15 protein-coding genes, 2 rRNA genes and 1 riboswitch are annotated in these 17,369 nt (G+C 70.0%); of the genes, 14 read left to right on the top strand and 3 right to left on the bottom strand.

Annotation, left to right across the window (positions count from 1 at the left end; translation table 11 throughout):
• The 12 genes from ACIPUC_RS11770 to ACIPUC_RS11715 form a co-directional block, all read left to right on the top strand.
• A 23S ribosomal RNA gene (locus ACIPUC_RS11770) occupies positions 1-96 on the top strand; the annotation flags it as partial.
• A 76-nt stretch (positions 97-172) separates the two neighbouring features.
• A 5S ribosomal RNA gene (gene rrf, locus ACIPUC_RS11765) occupies positions 173-289 on the top strand.
• A 139-nt stretch (positions 290-428) separates the two neighbouring features.
• Complete coding sequence (locus tag ACIPUC_RS11760) at positions 429-1,019, top strand: CDP-alcohol phosphatidyltransferase family protein (RefSeq protein ID WP_446588878.1); 591 nt, start codon at positions 429-431, stop codon at positions 1,017-1,019.
• A gap of 99 nt (positions 1,020-1,118) precedes the next feature.
• Entirely contained in the window at positions 1,119-3,614 is a 2,496-nt protein-coding gene (locus ACIPUC_RS11755) for a sugar phosphate nucleotidyltransferase (protein ID WP_446588876.1), read from the top strand.
• Positions 3,615-3,715: 101 nt separating this feature from the next.
• Complete coding sequence (locus ACIPUC_RS11750; RefSeq protein ID WP_446588946.1) at positions 3,716-4,624, top strand: DUF881 domain-containing protein; 909 nt, start codon at positions 3,716-3,718, stop codon at positions 4,622-4,624.
• On the top strand, positions 4,621-4,953 hold the full coding sequence (locus tag ACIPUC_RS11745; protein ID WP_384381904.1) for a small basic family protein: 333 nt from the start codon (positions 4,621-4,623) through the stop codon (positions 4,951-4,953). The genes ACIPUC_RS11750 and ACIPUC_RS11745 overlap by 4 nt, the downstream gene beginning before the upstream one ends.
• 5 nt (positions 4,954-4,958) lie before the next feature.
• Positions 4,959-5,765, top strand: coding sequence for a DUF881 domain-containing protein (locus ACIPUC_RS11740; protein ID WP_446588874.1), 807 nt, complete (start codon positions 4,959-4,961; stop codon positions 5,763-5,765).
• 85 nt (positions 5,766-5,850) lie between these two features.
• The gene (locus ACIPUC_RS11735) at positions 5,851-6,795 is read left to right on the top strand and encodes an FHA domain-containing protein (protein ID WP_446588944.1); all 945 of its coding nucleotides are present in this window, start codon (positions 5,851-5,853) and stop codon (positions 6,793-6,795) included.
• Between the two features lie 47 nt (positions 6,796-6,842).
• Positions 6,843-7,607, top strand: a complete 765-nt coding sequence (ftsR, locus tag ACIPUC_RS11730; protein WP_446588872.1) for a transcriptional regulator FtsR — start codon at positions 6,843-6,845, stop codon at positions 7,605-7,607.
• A 51-nt stretch (positions 7,608-7,658) separates the two neighbouring features.
• A complete protein-coding gene (locus ACIPUC_RS11725; protein WP_030009777.1) occupies positions 7,659-8,132 on the top strand; it encodes a bifunctional nuclease family protein in 474 nt (157 codons plus the stop codon).
• Positions 8,133-8,321: 189 nt separating this feature from the next.
• Entirely contained in the window at positions 8,322-8,960 is a 639-nt protein-coding gene (locus ACIPUC_RS11720; protein WP_446588869.1) for a MerR family transcriptional regulator, read from the top strand.
• Between the two features lie 44 nt (positions 8,961-9,004).
• Positions 9,005-10,435, top strand: a complete 1,431-nt coding sequence (locus tag ACIPUC_RS11715; protein WP_446588867.1) for a DNA polymerase IV — start codon at positions 9,005-9,007, stop codon at positions 10,433-10,435.
• Between the two features lie 15 nt (positions 10,436-10,450).
• On the opposite strand, the gene ACIPUC_RS11710 is transcribed toward ACIPUC_RS11715, so the two are convergent.
• Positions 10,451-10,822, bottom strand: a complete 372-nt coding sequence (locus ACIPUC_RS11710; protein WP_446588865.1) for a PRC-barrel domain-containing protein — start codon at positions 10,820-10,822, stop codon at positions 10,451-10,453.
• Positions 10,823-10,934: 112 nt separating this feature from the next.
• Positions 10,935-11,033: riboswitch (glycine riboswitch) on the top strand.
• 196 nt (positions 11,034-11,229) lie between these two features.
• Here ACIPUC_RS11710 and gcvP point away from each other — a divergent pair.
• Complete coding sequence (gene gcvP, locus ACIPUC_RS11705; protein WP_446588863.1) at positions 11,230-14,115, top strand: aminomethyl-transferring glycine dehydrogenase; 2,886 nt, start codon at positions 11,230-11,232, stop codon at positions 14,113-14,115.
• Between the two features lie 63 nt (positions 14,116-14,178).
• Here the strand turns inward: gcvP and ACIPUC_RS11700 are convergent, their stop codons facing one another.
• Both ACIPUC_RS11700 and ACIPUC_RS11695 read right to left on the bottom strand, forming a co-directional pair.
• Entirely contained in the window at positions 14,179-14,385 is a 207-nt protein-coding gene (locus ACIPUC_RS11700; protein ID WP_446588861.1) for a DUF5999 family protein, read from the bottom strand.
• Between the two features lie 273 nt (positions 14,386-14,658).
• The gene (locus ACIPUC_RS11695; protein ID WP_446588859.1) at positions 14,659-15,291 is read right to left on the bottom strand and encodes a hypothetical protein; all 633 of its coding nucleotides are present in this window, start codon (positions 15,289-15,291) and stop codon (positions 14,659-14,661) included.
• Between the two features lie 496 nt (positions 15,292-15,787).
• On the opposite strand from ACIPUC_RS11695, the gene ACIPUC_RS11690 reads away from it, so the two are divergent.
• On the top strand, positions 15,788-17,311 hold the full coding sequence (locus ACIPUC_RS11690; RefSeq protein WP_446588857.1) for a glutamate-cysteine ligase family protein: 1,524 nt from the start codon (positions 15,788-15,790) through the stop codon (positions 17,309-17,311).
• The last annotated feature ends 58 nt before the right edge of the window (positions 17,312-17,369 follow it).

The following is a 17,369-nucleotide window of genomic DNA, read 5'->3' as shown; positions in this document are numbered from 1 at the left end:
TAAGGCTCCCAGTAGACGACTGGGTTGATAGGCCAGATGTGGAAGCCCGGTAACGGGTGAAGCTGACTGGTACTAATAGGCCGAGGGCTTGTCCTCAGTTGCTCGCGTCCACTGTGTTAGTTCTGAAATAACGAACAGCTGTGTCCATGCCAGCGTTCAAATTTCATAGTGTTTCGGTGGTCATAGCGTTAGGGAAACGCCCGGTTACATTCCGAACCCGGAAGCTAAGCCTTTCAGCGCCGATGGTACTGCAGGGGGGACCCTGTGGGAGAGTAGGACGCCGCCGAACAATCATTGCGGAAGCCCCGCACCAAACCCTTCGGGGTTCGGTGCGGGGCTTTTCTGCGTTCAGGACAGGTGTGCGGTCTCCTGTAGGGTCAGGGGGCATCGAACGTCCACATTTCTACCGTCACAGTGGAGGCCCCCGGGTGGAGGTCCAGGAGACTCGGGTTCAGACAGACCGAATTTTCACCATTCCGAACATCCTGAGCATGGCTCGCCTGGCCGGCGTACCCCTGTTCCTGTGGCTGATCCTCGCCGAGCACGACGTATGGGCCCTGGCCGTCCTCATGCTCAGTGGGATCAGCGACTACCTCGACGGGAAGCTCGCCCGGCGCTGGAATCAGATCAGCAAGCTCGGCCGGCTGCTGGATCCGGCCGCGGACCGGCTGTACATCCTGTCGACCCTCTTCGGTCTGACCTATCGCGAGATTCTGCCGCTGTGGCTCACGGGCGCCCTGCTCGCGCGCGAGCTGATGTTGCTGGTCATGGTGTGGATCCTGCGCCGCCACGGCTATCCGCCGCCGCAGGTCAACTTCCTCGGCAAGGCCGCGACCTTCAACCTGATGTACGCGTTCCCCTTGCTGCTGCTCAGTGACGGGACGGGCTGGTTGGCCTGGACGGGGTCAGTTTTCGGATGGGCATTCGCCGGATGGGGTACAACCCTCTACTGGTGGGCAGGAATCCTTTACGTGGTTCAAGTCCGCCGTCTCGTGAAGGCGGACGCCACGGCCGATTGAGCTCGTCAGGCGCCGGATGACGCGGAGGAGTTGCGGAGTCACCGTCCGAGACGGGTGAGGTCGGCACGACCGTCATCTCTCTAGGAGGACTCTTCCGACATGAAGGCCGTCGTGATGGCCGGTGGCGAAGGTACGCGCCTTCGCCCCATGACCTCGAGCATGCCCAAGCCGCTCCTGCCGGTTGCGAACCGGCCCATCATGGAGCACGTGCTGAGGCTGCTCAAGCGGCATGGGCTCAGCGAGACCGTGGTCACCGTGCAGTTCCTGGCGTCGCTCGTCAAGAACTACTTCGGAGATGGCGAAGAGCTCGGAATGGAGCTCACCTATGCCAACGAGGAGAAGCCACTCGGCACCGCCGGCAGCGTGAAGAACGCCGAGGAAGCGCTGAAGGATGACGCCTTCGTCGTGATTTCCGGCGACGCGCTCACCGACTTCGACCTCACCGATCTGATCCGCTTCCACAAGGAGAAGGGCGCACTGGTCACGGTGTGCCTGACCCGGGTGCCGAACCCACTGGAATTCGGCATCACGATCGTGGACGAGGAGGGCAAGGTCGAGCGGTTCCTGGAGAAGCCGACCTGGGGCCAGGTCTTCTCGGACACGGTCAACACCGGCATCTACGTCATGGAGCCCGAGGTCTTCGACTACGTGGACCCGGACGTCTCGGTCGACTGGTCCGGTGACGTGTTCCCGCAGCTCATGAAGGAAGGCCGGCCGATCTACGGCTACGTGGCCGAGGGCTACTGGGAGGACGTCGGCACGCACGAGAGCTACGTCAAGGCGCAGGCCGACGTGCTCGAGGGCAAGGTCCAGATCGACATGGACGGCTTCGAGATCTCGCCCGGGGTGTGGATCGCCGAAGGGGCCGAGGTGAGCCCGGACGCGGTGCTGCGCGGACCCCTGTACATCGGGGACTACGCCAAGATCGAGGCAGGCGTCGAGATCCGAGAGCACACGGTCATCGGGTCGAACGTCGTCGTCAAGAGCGGAGCCTTCCTGCACAAGGCCGTCGTGCACGACAACGTGTACATCGGGCCCCACAGCAATCTCCGCGGCTGTGTCATCGGCAAGAACACCGACATCATGCGCGCCGCCCGGATCGAGGACGGCGCCGTCATCGGGGACGAGTGCCTCGTCGGTGAGGAATCGATCGTCCAGGGCAATGTGCGGGTCTACCCCTTCAAGACGATCGAGGCCGGCGCGTTCGTCAACACGTCGGTCATCTGGGAGTCGCGCGGACAGGCGCATCTGTTCGGTGCGCGCGGGGTCTCCGGCATTCTGAACGTGGAGATCACCCCCGAACTGGTGGTGCGGCTCGCGGGCGCCTACGCGACGACCCTGAAGAAGGGGGCGACGGTCACCACGGCGCGTGATCACTCCCGAGGCGCGAGAGCGCTCAAACGGGCGGTGATCTCGGCGCTCCAGGCCAGCGCCATCAACGTGCGCGACCTGGAGAACGTACCGCTGCCCGTGGCGCGGCAGCAGACCGCACGCGGCAGCGCGGGCGGGATCGTGCTGCGGACCTCGCCGGGCGTGCCGGACTCCGTCGACATCATGTTCCTGGACGAGCGGGGCGCGGACCTCTCGCTCCAGCAGCAGCGCAAGCTCGACCGGGTGTACGCGCGCCAGGAGTACCGGCGGGCCTTCCCCGGCGAGATCGGTGACCTGCAGTTCCCGGGAAGCCTCTTCGACTCCTACACCGGTTCGCTGCTGCGGAGGGTCGATACGAGCGGGATCGGCGATGCCGGGCTCAAGGTGGTCGTGGACGCCTCCAACGGGAGCGCCGGGCTCGTGCTGCCCAGCCTGCTGGGCCGGCTCGGGGTGGACGCGCTGACGATCAATCCCGGGCTCGACGAGTCCAGGCCCACGGAGACCGCCGAGTCCCGGCGCGCCGGGCTGGTGCGGCTCGGGGAGATCGTGGCCTCGGCACGAGCCGCCTTCGGCGTGCGCTTCGACCCCGTCGGTGAGCGGATCTCCCTGGTGGACGAGCGCGGGCGGATCATCGAGGACGACCGGGCGCTGCTGGTGATGCTCGACCTGGTGGCCGCGGCCAAGCGCAGCGGCAAGGTCGCGCTGCCGGTGACCACCACGCGCGTCGCCGAGCAGGTGGCGGCGTACCACGGCACGCAGGTGGAGTGGACGACGACCTCGCCCGACGACCTGACCCGGGTGGGCCGTGCGGAGAACACCATCTTCGGCGGGGACGGCCGCGGCGGGTTCATCGTTCCGGAGTTCAGCAGCGTCTTCGACGGGGCCGCGGCCTTCGTGCAGCTGCTCGGGCTGGTGGCACGTACGCAGCTCACTCTCAGCCAGATAGACGCCAGGATTCCGCGGGCGCACGTGCTCAAGCGGGACGTGCCGACGCCGTGGGCGGTGAAGGGACTCGTGATGCGCCGGGTCGTGGAGGCGGCCGGCGACCGGCAGGTGGACACCACCGACGGGGTGCGGGTCGTGGAGGCCGACGGGCGCTGGGCGCTGGTCCTGCCGGATCCGGCCGAGGCCGTCACCCATCTGTGGGCCGAAGGTCCCGACGACGCCTCGGCGCAGGCGCTGCTCGACGAGTGGGCGGGCGTGGTGGACGGCGCCGGGCACTGAGTGCCGCGTGAGGACCGAAGTCCCGCGGGACGGGCGGGGAGGGATCCCCGCCCGTCCCGCGGGACGGGCGCATTCGGTGTGTGCGCCGCCGACATGCGACGATGTGCGGCATGTCGCAGCCGCCCCACAACCGGAGTTCGGCGTCTCCTGCGCCCGCGCGCCCGGACGCCTCCATGTCGCTGCTGACGCACGTGATGGACCACAGTCTCGACGAGGGCTATGCGGAGGCCGCGGCCCGGCGTGAGGCGGAGGGTACGGCGGGCCTTCCGCGCACCCTCAAGGCCAAACTGGCGCTCGCCGCCGGACTCGTGCTCGCGGCCATGGTCGTCACGCTGGGTGCCGCCGAGGCGCGGATAGCCGCGCCGGTGCTGGCCAGGGAACGGCAGGAACTGATCGACCGCGTGGAGCGGGCCGACGGGCGCGCGCACGCTCTGGAGCGGGACATCGACCGGCTGCGGACGAATGTCGCGGACCGCCAGCGGGCCGCGCTCAAGCAGCCCGACAGCGGGCAGGGGCAGCTCGTCGCGCTGCTGTCCGGGGCCACGGAGGTGCGCGGTCCCGGGATCAAGCTGGTCGTGGACGACGCCAAGGGTGCCTCGTCGGGCGGCGGGGGCGGGCCGCGGGAGAGCGCCGGTTTCTCGGACACCGGCCGGGTCCGCGACCGCGACATGCAGAAGATCGTCAACGGGCTGTGGCAGTCCGGGGCGGAGGCCGTCTCCATCAACGGGCAGCGGTTGACGGCGCTGTCGGCGATCAGGGCCGCGGGTGACGCGATACTGGTCGACAACAGGCCGCTGGTGCCGCCGTACGAAGTGCTGGCGGTGGGGGACAAGAAGCGGCTCGGCACTGCTTTCCAGGACTCGGCGGACGGCCAGTACCTGCATGTGCTGCAGGAGAGCTACGGGATCCGGTACACCCTGTCCGCCGCGGACGAGGTGCGGTTGCCGGCCGCGTCGAGCCTGACCGTACGTACGGCTACAGCAGCAGAGCAGCAGAAGGGTGCATCGTGATCGCGGTACTGGGCCTCGTGGCCGGAGTGGTGGTCGGACTTCTGATCCGGCCCGAAGTACCGGCCGTGGTGGAGCCTTATCTGCCGATCGCCGTGGTGGCGGCGCTGGACGCGGTGTTCGGCGGTCTGCGCGCGATGCTGGACGGCATCTTCGTGGACAAGGTCTTCGTGGTGTCGTTCCTGTCGAACGTGGTCGTGGCCGCGCTGATCGTCTTCCTCGGCGACAAGCTGGGGGTCGGCTCGCAGCTGTCCACGGGTGTGGTCGTGGTGCTGGGCATCCGCATCTTCTCCAATGCCGCGGCCATCCGCCGGCACGTTTTCCGGGCGTGAGGCCGATGCATACGAATGACACTCCGCCCGAGGAACCGAACGTCCCGGAACAGCCTCTTGACAAGGGGACGGCACCGGTGGCGGAGGTGCCCGAGCAGACGGGCCGGCAGCGGCTCGCGGCCGGGCTGTGGCCGCCGCGGGTGAGCAGGGCCCAATTGATCGTCGCCCTCCTGCTGTTCGTCCTGGGGCTCGGGCTGGCCATCCAGGTGCGGTCGACCAGTGACTCCAGTGCGCTGCGCGGGGCCCGCCAGGAGGACCTCGTACGGATCCTCGACGAGCTGGACGGGCGGACCAAGCGCCTGGAGGAGGAGAAGCAGCAGCTGGAGGATCAGCGCAAGGAGCTGGAGAGCAGTTCCAATCAGGCCGAGGAGGCCAGGAAGCAGACCGTGGAGAAGGAGCGCCAACTCGGCATCCTGGCCGGTACGGTGGCAGCCCAGGGGCCCGGTATCACCCTGAAGATCACCGACCCCAAGGGCCTGGTGCGGTCCGACCAGTTGCTGGACACGCTTCAGGAGCTGCGGGCGGCGGGGGCCGAGGCGATCCAGATCAACGGGGTGCGCGTGGTGGCGGGCTCGTACTTCTCGGAGGAGAGCGGCGGGGTCGGGATCGACGGTACGAAGATCACACAGCCCTACGAGTTCAGGGTGATCGGCAAGCCGCAGGACCTGGAGCCCGCGCTCAACATCCCGGGCGGTGTCGTCCAGACGCTGGAGAAGGAACAGGCCACCGTCGTCGTCACACGACCGGCGAAGATCGTTGTGGATGCCTTGCGGGCTGCGAAGCAGCCTGACTACGCTCGGTCGTCATCGTGAGGATGCGGAGCGGAGAGTGGACCGGCTCACGCGGGCGGATGCCTGCGGGGGGTCGGCGCACCGAAGTCGCGGTGCGTGGTGGAAACTGTCTGGTGGTTACGGACGTTGTGAGAATGTCCGGGTCGGCAGGTGTGTGCATTCGGAGTTCGTCCTGCCCCACGGGCGGGTCTGTTTCGGTCAAGGGGAATCGCCCGTGAAGTTGTTTGAGAAGCTGTTCGGCAAGAAGAACCGCGAGGAAAGCGGTCCGGCACGTCATCGTGCCGGGCACGGTGACGCGGAAGGGCAGGGCGACCGGCCGCTCTTCCGTGACGAGGTCGCGGGCGGGGGTGACATTTCGGGCGCACACGGCGCGTCGTCTGTTGACCCTGCCGGTACCGGACGCATAGGTTTCGGTGAACCATCAACCTCAAGTGCGGGTGGAGGGTTTGCCCCCGATCCGTATGCCACCAATGCCTCCGCGGGGCAGCCGCGGCGCGAGGAGCCGTCCATGTCGGCCGAGCAGGTTTGCAGCAGGTGCGGACACCGCAGCGATGCGGCCAGCCGGTTCTGCTCCAACTGCGGGGCGCCGCTGCGGGCGGGTCTGACGCCGGAGCGTGCCTCGGAGACCACGTCCACCATCTCGATCTCGGGCCTCGAGGCCTACGAGGCCGAGGTGTCGGGACAACAGCACGTGTCGTCCTCGCTGTCCCCCGAGGCCCAGGCCGCGGTGGAAGCGCTGCCGCCCGGTTCCGCCCTGCTCATCGTGCGGCGCGGTCCGAACTCCGGCAGCCGCTTCCTGCTGGACGGTGAGCTGACCACGGCGGGACGGCACCCGCAGAGCGACATCTTCCTGGACGACGTCACCGTCTCCCGGCGCCATGTCGAATTCCGCAGGAGCCAGGACGGCGGCTTCACCGTCGCCGACGTCGGCAGCCTCAACGGCACGTACGTGAACCGTGAACCGATCGACTCCGTGGCGCTGCACAACGGCGACGAGGTGCAGATCGGCAAGTACCGGCTGGTCTTCTACGCGAGCCTGCGGGGCGTCTGACCTCCCCCAGACCAGGTCCGGGGGTACCCCCATCAAGGGAAGGTTCCATGCTGCGTACCCCGACGGGTGGTGCCCCGAAGAACGGCGCCGCCGGCTCGGCCGGGCGGCTGGTGAGCATCGGCACGGTGCTCACCACGCTGCGTGACGAGTTCCCCGAAGTCACCATCTCGAAGATCCGTTTCCTGGAGGCGGAGGGGCTCGTCGAGCCCCGGCGCACACCGTCCGGATACCGCAAGTTCAGCACCGAGGACGTGGAGCGCCTCGCGCGCATCCTGCGTCTGCAGCGCGATCACTACCTGCCGCTGAAGGTCATCCGCGAGCAGCTCGACGCCCTGGCCCGCGGTGAGCAGATCCGCATCCCGGCGCCCACGCCGCACGGGGAGTCCGTCGATCCGACGGGTCCTGCCGCCGTCTACGGCGAGGTGGGCCGGGAGCGGCCCACCGTGGCCCGGGTGGGCCGTGCGGAGCTGATCGCGGCCGCCGGGGTGGACGAGGTGCAGCTGGTCGAGTGGGAGTCGTACGGGCTGCTCGCCGAGGCGCCGGGCGGCGGGTTCGACGCAGAGGCGGTCACGGTGGCCCGGCTGGTGGCCGACCTGGGGCGGTTCGGGCTGGAGCCGCGGCACCTGCGCGCGATGAAGGCCGCCGCGGACCGGGAGGCGGGCCTGGTGGAGCAGGTCGTGGCGCCCCTGCGGCGGCACCGCAACCCCCAGACCAGGGCGCACGCGGAAGCCACGATGAAGGAGCTCGCGGGGCTCTCCGTACGGCTCCACGAGGCCTTGGTGCAGACCGCCCTCGGGGTCCGGCTGCCGTGAGGGAGGGGCCCCGACTACCCAAACCTGCCGGGCAGGTCCTAGGGTTGCTGTGTGAACGAGCTCGACGTTGTGGGTGTCCGGGTGGAAATGCCCTCCAACCAACCGATCGTGCTCCTGCGTGAAGTGGGAGGCGACCGGTACCTCCCCATCTGGATCGGTCCTGGGGAGGCGACCGCCATTGCCTTCGCGCAGCAGGGAATGGCGCCGGCCCGGCCGCTGACGCACGACCTTTTCAAGGACGTGCTGGAGGCGATCGGCGAGGAGCTCACCGAGGTCCGGATCACGGATCTGCGGGAGGGCGTCTTCTACGCGGAGCTCGTCTTCGCCAGCGGGGTCGAGGTGAGCGCGCGGCCGTCCGACGCCATAGCCCTCGCCCTGCGGACGGGGACGCCGATCTACGGCAGTGACGGTGTGCTCGACGACGCCGGGATCGCGATTCCGGACGAGCAGGAGGACGAGGTGGAGAAGTTCCGCGAGTTCCTCGACCAGATCTCGCCCGAGGACTTCGGTACCGGCCCTCAGTGAGGCGCCGGCCGCGTCGGCCGCGTCGTCCACCGGGAACTGTCAGCCCATTCGAGTAGCCTTTCCCCGCAAAGGGATACGGGAAACCACTCTCAGGGTGATTATCACTCGGCGTGCCGAGTGTGGCGATCGTTGACGCACCCCGGGTGACTGCCTACCTTCAAGGTGGCAGGTCAAGGACGGAGGGTCGGCGTGAGGATCACGGGCGACGGTACGACCGGGGGCATCCCCGCACGGAGTGACGGTGGACCGTACCCGCTGCACGGCAGTGCGGCCGGTCCCGCGCGCCGTCAGCCGGAGTCGACGCCGGTCGGACCGGTGGGCGGCGACCCGGCGCCCGAGCAGGTCGGCTACCGCGGGCCGACGGCGTGTGCCGCGGCCGGCATCACCTACCGGCAGCTCGACTACTGGGCGCGGACGGGGCTGGTGGAGCCGAGCGTGCGGCCCGCCTACGGTTCGGGGACGCAGCGGCTGTACAGCTTCCGCGACGTGGTGGTCCTCAAGATCGTCAAGCGCTTCCTGGACACCGGTGTGGCGCTGCAGAACATCCGTACGGCCGTGCAGCACCTGCGTGACCGGGGCTTCTCGGACCTCGAGCGGATGACGCTGATGAGTGACGGCGCCACCGTGTACGAGTGCACCTCGCCGGATCAGGTCGTGAGCCTGCTCCAGGGCGGCCAGGGCGTCTTCGGCATCGCCGTGGGCGTGGTGTGGCGCGACGTGGAGAGCGCGCTGTCGCAGCTGCACGGGGAGCGGGTGGACACCGGCGAGACGCTGGTCGGGCACAACCCCGCGGACGAACTGGCCGCCCGCCGCAACCGGGCCGGTTGAGCCGGGCCGGTCGAATGTCAGTCCCGTAGGGCAGCATCGGGCATGTGAGAGCCGCGCCGACCATCCTGCATCTGGACATGGATGCCTTCTACGCGTCCGTGGAGCAGGCGTCCAAGCCGAGCCTGCGGGGCAAGGCCGTCATCGTGGGCGGGCTCGGACCGCGCGGGGTCGTCGCCACCGCCTCGTACGAGGCCAGGCGGTTCGGGGTGCACTCGGCGATGCCGATGGCCCAGGCGCGGCGGCTCTGCCCGAACGGCGCCTACCTGATTCCGCGCTTCACGCTCTACCGGCAGGTCAGCGACGTGGTGATGGCCCTGCTGCGGGAGCTGTCGCCCCTGGTGGAGCCGCTCAGCCTGGACGAGGCCTTCGTGGACCTGGAGGCGGGCGGGGTCGCCTTCGACGCGAAGGCCGCCCGGGCCACCGGGGAGCGGCTGAGGGCGGACATCCGGGCCGCGACGGGGCTCAGCGGGTCGGTGGGGCTCGCCGGCTCGAAGATGCTGGCCAAGGTGGCGTCCGAGGAGGCCAAGCCGGCGGGGCTGCTGCTGATCGAGCCGGGGACGGAGCGCGAGCTCCTCGCGCCGATGTCGGTGCGGACCCTGCCCGGGGTGGGGCCGGCCACCGGTGAGCACCTGCGCCGCGCCGGGATCACCACCGTGGGGGACCTGGCGGAGGCCGGGGAGGACGAGCTCGTGCGGATGCTCGGGCGCTCGCACGGGGTGGGGCTGTACCGGATGGCGCTGGGGATCGACGACCGGCCGGTGGTCGCGGAGCGGGACGCGAAATCGGTGTCGGTGGAGGACACCTTCGACGTGGACCTGCACGACCGGGTGCGGATCAGGACCGAGGTGCAGCGGCTCGCGGACCGGTGCGTGCAGCGACTGCGCGGCTCCGGGCACTCGGGGCGCACGATCGTGCTGAAGGTGCGCCGGTACGACTTCTCGACGCTGACGCGCTCGGAGACGCTGCGGGGTCCCACGGACGACCCCGCGGTGGTCCGCGAGGCGGCGGCGCGGCTGCTGGAGGGCGTGGACACCACGGGCGGGGTGCGGCTGCTGGGCGTGGGGGTGACCGGGCTGGCGGACTACACGCAGGAGGACCTGTTCGCCCAGTCCCAGTCGCTCGCCGCCCAGCCGCGCGGGGAGGCGGGGGCGGCCGCTGAGCCCGACGGGGCCGCCGAGCCCGGTGGGGCGGGTGGGGCCGCCGTCGGGCCCCTGGAGGGCGTGGAGGGTGCGGAGCCTTCCGGGGGGCCCGAGGCCGCTCCCGAGCGGCGCTGGACGGCCGGGAGCGACGTACGGCACGCGGTCTACGGGCCGGGGTGGGTGCAGGGCAGCGGAGTGGGGCGGGTGACCGTACGGTTCGAGCAGCCCGGATCGGAGGTCGGCCGGGTGCGGACCTTCCGGGTGGACGACCCCGAGCTGGAGCCGTCCGATCCGCTGCCGCTGGTGGGGGAGGAGCCGCCTCCCGAGGCGGCCTAGCGTCTGTCCATCGGATCAGGCCGGGTCCTCGTCGCCCGCCAGGCGGCCGAAGTCGCGGTGGAACTCGCTGGGCAGGGTCACGTCCAGGCCGTAGTGGTGGTAGAGCTGCAGCTCCTGTTCGGGGGAGAGGTGGCGGCCGACGCCGAAATCGGGGGCGTCCTTGATCAGGGAACGGTCGAAGGGCACCCGCAGGGTGTCGCCGACCAGTTCGCTCGGCTCCAGCGGGACGAAGGCGTCCCGGCTGAACAGGCCGGTCCGGACCGCTGCCCATTCCGGAACTCCCGTGGCGTCGTCGAGGTAGACCTCGTCGATGGTGCCGATCTTGGTGCCATTGCGGTCGAACGCCTTGCGGCCGATCAGGCTGCGCGGATCGATGTCGGTCTGCACGGTCCCTCCAAATGGTCGCAACTCCTCCGTAATGACTACAGAAGGGCATATCGGGAAAGGAGGCCACTCGGGGAGTGCCCAGATCCTCGCTGGTAGGCTGGGTGATGGCTGTCGACCCTGTGCGGGAGAGTCCTCCGAGTGATCGAGACGGAGGCGCCGAAGGAGCAAATCCTCCCCGGAATCTCTCAGGCATACGTACCGCACGGACGAGGCCACTCTGGAAAGCAGGGTCGGGTACCGGGCGCTCAGTGCCGGTTCCGCTCCTCACCGACGGTGAAAGCCGGTTCTCTCGAGCGACCCTCGGGCGGCCGGTGAAACTCTCAGGTTGAGATGACAGAGGGGGAGGCCGTCCGGGTGCCCGCGCCGTGGTGCCCCTCGCAGGTCATACGACCAGGAGGCCTCCGTACATGACCGCCAACCGCATTCCGCTCTCCCAGCTGGAGCGAGGCATCCCCTTCGAGCAGCGCCACATCGGCCCGGATGCCGAGGCGCAGGCGAAGATGCTCGCCCAGGTGGGCTACGGCTCCCTGGACGAACTGACCGCCGCCGCGGTGCCGGATGTCATCAAGACCGCCGAAGCGCTCAACCTGCCCGAGGCGCGGACCGAGGCCGAGGTGCTGGCCGAGCTGCGCTCGCTCGCCGACCGCAACCAGGTCCTCTCCCCGATGATCGGCCTCGGCTACTACGGCACCTTCACGCCGCCGGTGATCCTGCGCAACGTGATGGAGAATCCCGCCTGGTACACGGCCTACACGCCGTACCAGCCCGAGATCTCGCAGGGCCGCCTCGAGGCGCTGCTGAACTTCCAGACCGTCGTCGCCGACCTCACCGGGCTGCCGACCTCCGGTGCCTCGCTGCTCGACGAGGGCACCGCGGCCGCCGAGGCCATGTCGCTCGCCCGCCGCGTGGGCAAGGTCAAGGGCGGCGTCTTCCTGATCGACGCGGACGCGCTGCCTCAGACCATCGCCGTGATCGAGACCCGCGCCGAGCCGACCGGTGTCGAGGTCGTCGTCGCCGACCTGAGCGACGGCATTCCGGCCGAGATCGCCGAGCGCGGTGTCTTCGGCGTGCTGCTCCAGTACCCGGGCGCCTCCGGTGCCGTACGGGAGATCAAGCCGCTGATCGACCAGGCGCACGAGCTCGGTGCCATCGTCACCGTCTCGGCCGACCTGCTCGCGCTGACCCTGCTGGCCTCCCCGGGCGAGCTGGGCGCCGACATCGCCGTCGGCACCACGCAGCGCTTCGGTGTCCCGATGGGCTTCGGCGGACCGCACGCCGGTTACATGGCCGTCCAGGCCAAGCACGCGCGCTCGCTGCCGGGCCGCCTCGTCGGCGTCTCCGTGGACGCGGACGGCAACAAGGCGTACCGCCTGGCGCTGCAGACCCGCGAGCAGCACATCCGCCGTGAGAAGGCCACCAGCAACATCTGCACCGCGCAGGTGCTGCTCGCCGTCATGGCCGCCATGTACGCCGTCTACCACGGCCCCGACGGCCTGCGGACGATCGCCCGCCGCACCCACCGCTACGCCGCTCTCCTCGCCGCGGGCCTGCAGGCCGGCGGGGTCGAGATCGTGCACGGCGCGTACTTCGACACGATCACGGCCCGGGTCCCGGGCCGCGCGGCCGAGGTCGTCGCCGCCGCCCGCGAGGGCGGGGTCAACCTGTACCAGGCCGACGCCGACCACGTCTCCGCCGCCTGCGACGAGACCACCCTGCGCGCGGACGTCGAGGCCGTCTGGGCCGCTTTCGGCGTCACCGCCGACATCGAGGCGCTGGACGAGACCACGGTGGACACGCTGCCCGAGGGCCTGCTGCGCTCGGACGACTACCTGACCCACCCGGTCTTCCACCAGCACCGCTCCGAGACCGCGATGCTGCGCTACCTGCGCAAGCTCTCGGACAAGGACTACGCGCTGGACCGCGGCATGATCCCGCTGGGCTCCTGCACGATGAAGCTCAACGCGACCACCGAGATGGAGCCGGTGACCTGGCCCGAGTTCGGCCAGCTGCACCCGTTCGCCCCGGTGGAGCAGGCCGAGGGGTACCTCACGCTCATCAACGAGCTGGAGGAACGTCTCTGCGAGGTCACCGGCTACGACAAGGTCTCCATCCAGCCGAACGCCGGCTCGCAGGGTGAGCTCGCCGGTCTGCTGGCCGTCCGCGCCTACCACCGCGCGAACGGCGACGAGCAGCGCACCGTCTGCCTCATCCCGTCCTCCGCGCACGGCACCAACGCCGCCAGCGCCGTGATGGCCGGCATGAAGGTCGTCGTCGTCAAGACCGCCGACGACGGCGAGGTGGACGCGGACGACCTGCGCGCCAAGATCGAGCAGTACCGCGACGAGCTCGCCGTGCTGATGATCACCTACCCCTCGACGCACGGTGTGTTCGAGGAGCACGTCGCCGACATCTGCGCCCAGGTGCACGAGGCCGGCGGCCAGGTCTACGTCGACGGCGCCAACCTCAACGCCCTGGTGGGCCTGGCCAAGCCCGGTCACTTCGGCGGCGACGTCTCGCACCTGAACCTGCACAAGACCTTCTGCATCCCGCACGGCGGCGGCGGCCCGGGCGTCGGCCCGGTCGGTGTCCGGGCGCACCTGGCCCCGTACCTGCCGAACCACCCGCTCCAGCCGAGCGCCGGTCCCGAGACGGGCGTGGGCCCGATCTCGGCGGCCCCGTGGGGTTCGGCCGGCATCCTGCCGATCTCCTGGTCGTACGTGCGCCTCATGGGCGGCGAGGGCCTCAAGCGCGCCACCCAGGTGGCGGTGCTCGGCGCCAACTACATCGCCAAGCGCCTGGAGCCGCACTACCCGGTGCTCTACACCGGCCCGGGCAACCTGGTCGCGCACGAGTGCATCATCGACCTGCGTCCGCTGTCGAAGGCGACGGGCGTGAGCGTGGACGACATCGCCAAGCGCCTGATCGACTACGGCTTCCACGCGCCGACCATGTCCTTCCCGGTCGCCGGCACGCTGATGATCGAGCCGACGGAGTCCGAGGACCTCGCCGAGATCGACCGCTTCTGCGACGCGATGATCGCCATCCGCGGCGAGATCGAGCGGGTCGCGGCCGGCGAGTGGCCGGCGGACGACAACCCGCTGGCCAACTCCCCGCACACCGCGGCGGCGCTGGGCGGCGAGTGGAACCACCCGTACACCCGTGACGAGGCCGTCTTCCCGGCCGGCGTCACGGCTGCGGAGAAGTACTGGCCGCCGGTGCGCCGCATCGACGGCGCGTTCGGCGACCGGAACCTGGTGTGCTCCTGCCCGCCGCTGGACGAGTACGACAACTGAGCATGAGCAAGGGGCCGGTCCGGGAGTTCTCCCGGACCGGCCCCTTCGTCGTTTGCCGGTTGGCTAGGCGGCCTTCATCACGTGGGCCGCGGCGAGCGGGCGGTGCGGGGCGATGATCTGGCCGTCCGGCAGCAGCTCACCGGTGTCCTCGAAGAGCAGGACGCCGTTGCACAGCAGGCTCCAGCCCTGTTCCGGGTGGTTGGCCACCGGGAGCGCTGCCTCCCGGTCGGCGGATTCGGCTGACGGGCAGGCTGGCTGGTGCTGGCACATGGATGCGTTCTTTCGCTGCGGTGTGGTCTGCGTGCTACGGCTCGATGCGTCGTTCATGGCCGTCCCCCTGGGTCATCCCCGCACCCGCGGGGAGCGTGTCCTCAGTCTTCCCCCACGACAGCCGCTTCGCAGGTATTTCCCGGCAGCTGTCCTCATAGATTGATGACGCATCACTCGTGCGGGCGGTTCAGGCCAACTCCCCTGTCATTTTGGATGGTTCGCAAGTGGCCCGAGCGGACTAGGCCGAATGGGTCACTCGGGTGAAGGCCCGGGTCAGGCCGCCGGCGCGGCCAGCGAGGGCGGGACCGAGGGCGGGGCCGGCGCGGCCCTGGGGGTCAGCCGGTGGGTCATGACGGGCAGCAGCTCGGAGACCGGATGCGGCCGGTACGCGGCGATGCCGGGCGGGGCCGGGGCGAGCGGGACCAGCAGGTCCTCGGCCGCGGGCAGGCCGGCGGAGGCGTCGGCGCCCACCGCGCCGTGCAGCCACAGGGTCAGCATGTACAGCTCGGGTACGGACAGCAGCCGCGGCTGGTACGCCGTACTGAGCGACTCGGCCTGGCGCAGGGCGCGTTCCGTGGCCGCCACGTAGGGGCCCTCGAAGAAGTGGGAGAAGGCCCAGCCGTCCGGGGTGAGCCGGGTGTCGGCGGCCGCGACGTAGCGGTCACCGCTGCGGATGAGGAACCGCCAGCCCGTCAGGCGGGTACGGGGCGGCCTGACGCCGGACGCCCGGTCCGAGATGTTCAACCGGTCGAGGACGTGGACCGGAAGGGGGAGTTCGGCGGTCACCGGCCCCTGGAGGGCGCGCAGGGCGGGAGTGTGTGCCTCGTGGACGGCGGTGGGGGAACCGAGAGCCGCGAGGACGCTGCGCAGGGCGGGCGCGGGGGCCGGAGGGACATGCAGCGGCATGGTGGGTCGCCTCTCACTTGGGAGACCTGTGGAACGGGGGCAGGTGCGGACGGCGCTGTCGCATTCTGGGGCCAGAGGGGGGCTGAGGGGCAATGGCCGCGCGCCAACTCTCTGCCTCGTTTGCGGAGTTTATACGACATGTGTTCACGCAGTGTTTCGGCTAGCTGTCCCGCCTATTGCCGACAAGGCGCTTACCGGTCCCGCTGACATGGCATTCATGCCGGATAGGCGCGAACATGCCGCGCTGACCTCGGAGGTTACCGGAAAGGGGCTCGGCTGGAAAGCGTCGGTTATCCGGAACGGGCAAAGTCAACGCGGAATGTGCGTGAGCCGACTTGCCAGGTGAATGTGCCAAAACGCCTGTCGGCCAAACCGGCGCGCGCTCCTCGCCACGCACGCCCCCGCCGCGTTATGAATCACGCTGCCGGGGCATCATCGACCGTACATGCGGGCCTGGGCGCACCGGGCCAGGTCCGCTCGAGGGAGGGACGCTTCGATGGGGGAAAAGGTCGTGGCAGGCGGATTCGACCTGTCCGATCGGCAGCGGTATCGAAGGAAGCTGCACGAGTGCCTGGAGGGACTGGAGCGACTTCTGGCGGAGAAGAGGTTCGATCGCCCCAAGAACATGATGGGACTGGAGATCGAACTGAATCTCGCGGGCGCCGACGGTTTGCCGAGAATGGTGAATGCCCAGGTGCTGGAGCGGATTGCGAGCCCTGATTTCCAGACCGAACTCGGAATGTTCAACCTGGAGGTGAACGTCCTCCCGCACCGCCTCGGCGGCCGGGTATTCGATCAGCTCGCCGAGGAACTCAGCGCGGGTCTGGGATATGCCCACCGGCAGGCCGCGGAGATCGACGCCGGGGTGGTGATGATCGGCATTCTCCCGACGATCACCCGCGAGGACCTGGTCACTGCCAACCTCTCGGCGGTCGACCGCTACTCGCTGCTCAACGAGCAGATCGTGATGATGCGCGGAGAGGACTTCACACTCGACATCGACGGCGTCGAGCGGCTGGTCTGGAACACCGGGTCGATCGTCCCGGAGGCCGCCTGCACCTCCGTGCAGCTGCACCTCCAGGTGACCCCGGCGCGGTTCGCGGACGTGTGGAACGCGGCCCAGGCGGTGGTCGCCGCACAGATAGCCGTGGGCGCGAACTCGCCGTTCCTGTTCGGCCGCGAGCTGTGGCGGGAGTCCCGCCCGCCGCTGTTCACCCAGGCCACCGACACCCGGCCGCCCGAGCTCCAGGCGCAGGGGGTGCGGCCGCGCACCTGGTTCGGGGAGCGCTGGGTGGACTCGGCGTACGAGCTGTTCGCGGAGAACGTCCGCTACTTCCCCGCCCTGCTGCCCATTTGCGACGAGGAGGAGCCGCTGCGGGTGCTCGCCGAGGGCGGGGTGCCCGGGCTGCAGGAGCTGGTCCTGCACAACGGCACCGTCTACCGGTGGAACCGGCCCGTGTACGGGGTCGCGGACGGAGTGCCGCACCTGAGGGTGGAGAACCGGGTGCTGCCGGCCGGGCCCACGGTCGCCGACGTCGTCGCCAACGCCGCCTTCTACTACGGACTCGTACGCACCCTCGCCGACGAGCCGCGCCCGGTGTGGACCCGGCTGCCCTTCGCCGAGGCGGAGGCCAACTTCGACGCGGCCTGCCGGTACGGGATCGACGCGCGGCTGCGCTGGCCGCGCCGGGGCCGGGCCGGGGGACTGGCGAGCGTGCCCGCCGTGCGGCTGGTCCTGGACGAGCTGCTGCCGATGGCGGCGGCCGGCCTGGACGCCTGGGGCATAGAGCCCGCGGACCGGGACCGCTACCTCGGCATCATCGAGGAGCGCTGCCGGCGGCGGGCGAACGGGGCGACCTGGCAGGTGGACACCTACCACCGGGCGCTCGCGTCCGGGCTGGACCGCGACGCGGCCCTGGCGGCGACGACGCGGCGCTACAGCGAGCTGATGCACAAGGGCGACCCCGTGCACACCTGGCCCGTCGGGCTGGGCGACGGGGAGGTGCCGGCCGGACGCTGAGCCCCCCGTACCGCTCGGCCCGCCCGCCGAGGAGGCAGTATGGGGTGGTCGCAGCGGA

The organism is Streptomyces sp. LARHCF249, assembly GCF_052871255.1.
Note: the sequence above shows the minus strand (reverse complement) of the source record. Positions and strands in the feature narration are given on the sequence as shown.